The following is a 3,332-nucleotide window of genomic DNA, read 5'->3' on the forward strand; positions in this document are numbered from 1 at the left end:
CTGCTTCCGGCTGTGGGCGCCCGATATGGCGGCACAGGGCGAAATCCCCCGGCTCGAGATCCACGACGCCGGCCCGGTGCTGATGACGCCGGCCGGCGACGGCTGGTTCGAGGCCATCGTGGCCTGCTGCGAAGGCGCGCGCTACTGGTTCCGCCTCGGCGACGGCACCATCGTGCCGGACCCGGCCTCGCGCGCGCAGGCCGGCGATGTGCACGGCGCCAGCGTGGTCGTCAATCCGACCACCTACCAGTGGTGCCATCCCTACTGGCAGGGGCGGCCCTGGCACGAAGCCATCATTTACGAGATGCACGTCGGCCTGTGCGGCGGCTACGCGGGCGCGGCGCGCGAACTGCCGCGGCTGGCGGCGCTCGGCTTCACCGCGGTCGAACTGATGCCGCTGGCCGAGTTTCCCGGCAGCCGCAACTGGGGGTATGACGGCGTGCTGCCGTTCGCGCCGGAGTCGAGCTACGGCACGCCCGACCAGCTGCGGGCGCTGGTCGACGCGGCGCACGGCCTGGGCATGATGGTCCTGCTCGACGTGGTCTACAACCATTTCGGCCCCGAGGGCAACTACCTGCCGCGCTACGCCAGCACCTTCTTCCGCGAGGATGTGCGCACGCCATGGGGCCCGGCGATCGACTTCCGCCGGCAGGAAGTCCGCGACTTCTTCACCGAGAACGCCTGCTACTGGCTCGAGGACTTCCGCTTCGACGGACTGCGGCTCGACGCGGTGCACGCCATCGCCGACGAGGGCTGGCTGGCCGAACTGGCGCCGACGCTGCGGCAGCGCTGCGCCGGGCGGCAGATCCATCTGGTGCTGGAGAACGACCACAACGACGCCGAGCTGCTCGCCGGCGGCTACGACGCGCAGTGGAACGACGATGCGCACCACGTGCTGCACGTGCTGCTGACCGGCGAGCACGACGGCTATTACGCCGACTATGGCGCGGTGGTCGCGCCCGAGTTCGGCGCCGGTGCCGACGCCGCGCACCGGGCCGACTCCGGCAGCCATCCCGGCCCCGACTACGGCCGCGCCTACGACCAGGACGCGGCGCCGCGCGGCGATCATCAGCCGCTTGGCCCCACCACCCGGCATCTGGCGCGCGTGCTGGCCGAAGGTTTCGCCTATCAGGGCGAGGCGTCGCCGCATCGCACGCGTGAAGCGGGCGGCGACAAGCCCGTCCATCGCGGGCAGCGCAGCGCGCATCTGCCGCCGACCGCGTTCATCAGCTTCCTGCAGAACCACGACCAGATCGGCAACCGCGCGTTCGGCGAGCGCATCACGGCGCTGGCCCAGCCGCGCCCGCTGCGCGCCGCGATCGCGCTGCAGATGCTGTGTCCGCAGATCCCGATGGTATTCATGGGCGAGGAAGGCGGCACGCGCACGCCCTTTCTCTATTTCACCAGCCATCCGCCCGAACTGGCCGAGGCCGTGCGCGAGGGCCGCCGCCGCGAGTTCGGCTCGATGGCCGGTTTTGCCGACGGCGCGCGCGCCCACAGCATTCCAGACCCCAACGCACCGACCACCTTCGAGGCCTCGCGTCCGGAGTTCGATCCGGACGGCGAGAATGCGCAGTACTACAGGTCGCTCATCACGCTGCGCCGGCGCGAACTGCTGCCCCGGCTGCCCGGCACGCGCTGCGAAGGCGTCGACGTGCTCGGCGACGCGGCGGTGCGCGCGAGCTGGCGCATGGGCGACGGCGCGCTGCTGACGCTGTGGGCCAATCTCGGCGACGCGGTCGTTTCCTGCGGCGATGGACCGCAAGGCGAGCTGCTGGCCGAGAGCGAGCCCGGCGCCGCGCGCCAGCTGGAGGACGGCACGCTGTCCGCCGGCGTCACGGTCGCCTATCTGCAATCCGGGCAGCAGACGCCGTCCGAAGACACCACCGGCTGAACGCCGGGCGCCTGCCACCATGTCGTCAGCCTCCAGCAACGCATCGCATTCCGCCACCGCGCACCCGGCCCCGCATTCAGCCGCGCATTCAGCCACGCATTCGGCCGCGCACTCGGCCGATCCCGCTGTCGATCGCGCCGCCGAGCACGCGGACGACCGGGGCAACACCATCGTGCCGCGCGCCACGGCAAGGCTGCAGCTGCATGCCGGCTTCACCTTCGCCGACGCCGAACGCCAGGTCGACTATCTCGCCTCGCTCGGCGTCAGCCATCTGTACCTGTCGCCGATCTTCACCGCCAAGCCGGGCTCGACGCACGGCTACGACGTCACCGACTTCCAGCAGATCAATCCCGAGCTGGGCGGCGAGGCCGGCTTCCAGGCGCTGGCCGGCCGCGCGCGCGCCGCGGGGCTCGGCGTGATCATCGACATCGTGCCCAACCATATGGCGGCCAGCTCCACGCACAACCGCTGGTGGGCCGACGTGCTGGCGCGCGGCGCGGAGAGCCCCTACGCCGGGCACTTCGATATCGACTGGCATTCGCCCGATCCCGAACTGCATGGCAAGGTGCTGCTGCCGATCCTGGGCCGCCCGTACTGGGAAACGCTGCAGGCCGGCGAGATCGCGGTGCGCAGCGACGGCCAGCGCCATTGGCTGCAATACGGCGAACACGAGGTGCCGTTGTCCGAGGAATCGATGGCGTCCTTCGATGCCGGCCGCGACGGCGCGCGCTTCGATACGGCGACGCCGGAAGGCCTCGAACGCCTGCACGCCCTGCTGGAGCAGCAGAACTATCGGCTCGCCTGGTGGCGCACCGCGGCGGACGAACTGAACTGGCGGCGCTTCTTCGAGGTCAGCGAGCTGGTCGCGGTGCGCGTCGAGCAGCCGCCGGTGTTCGACGACGTGCATGCGCTGGTGCTGCGGCTGGCGAGGGACGGCCTGATCGACGGCGTGCGCGTCGATCATGTCGATGGCCTGGCCGACCCCGGCGGCTATTGCCAGCAGCTGCGCGCGCAACTGAACGCCGCGATGGCGGCGCGCAACGCGCGCCCGTGGATCGTGATCGAGAAGATCCTGGCCGAGAGCGAAACGCTGCGCACCGAATGGCAGATCGATGGCACCACCGGCTACGACTTCATGGACGAGGTCGGCGCGGTGCTGCACGACGGCGCCGGCGAAACGGCGCTGACGACGCTGTGGCAGCAGGTCAGCGGCGACAGCCAGGCGTATGGCGAACAGGTGCGGCAGGCGCGCCGCCATCTGCTGTCGCGCTTTCTCGTCACCGAATTCGAAGGCGCCTGCCGCCGCCTGCATGCCTGCGCGCGCGCCGAGCCGGCCACGCGCGACCTGACGCTGGCGAGCTGGCGCCGCGCGCTGGCCGCGCTGCTGGAACCGCTCGAGGTCTATCGCACCTACCTGGGCGAACACGCGTGGTCGCGC

Annotated in this window: 2 protein-coding genes; both read left to right on the forward strand. The window is 71.1% G+C overall.

Going from position 1 to position 3,332, the window contains the following annotated elements:
• On the forward strand, window positions 1–1,894 hold a 1,894-nt coding region (locus AC6EI8_RS25470; protein WP_498383260.1), incomplete at its 5' end, for an alpha-amylase family glycosyl hydrolase.
• Window positions 1,895–1,913: 19 nt separating this feature from the next.
• Window positions 1,914–3,332: malto-oligosyltrehalose synthase (gene treY, locus AC6EI8_RS25475; protein WP_498383261.1), on the forward strand; the 1,419-nt coding region annotated here is incomplete at its 3' end.

Source organism: Cupriavidus sp. R6-3 (assembly GCF_059772245.1).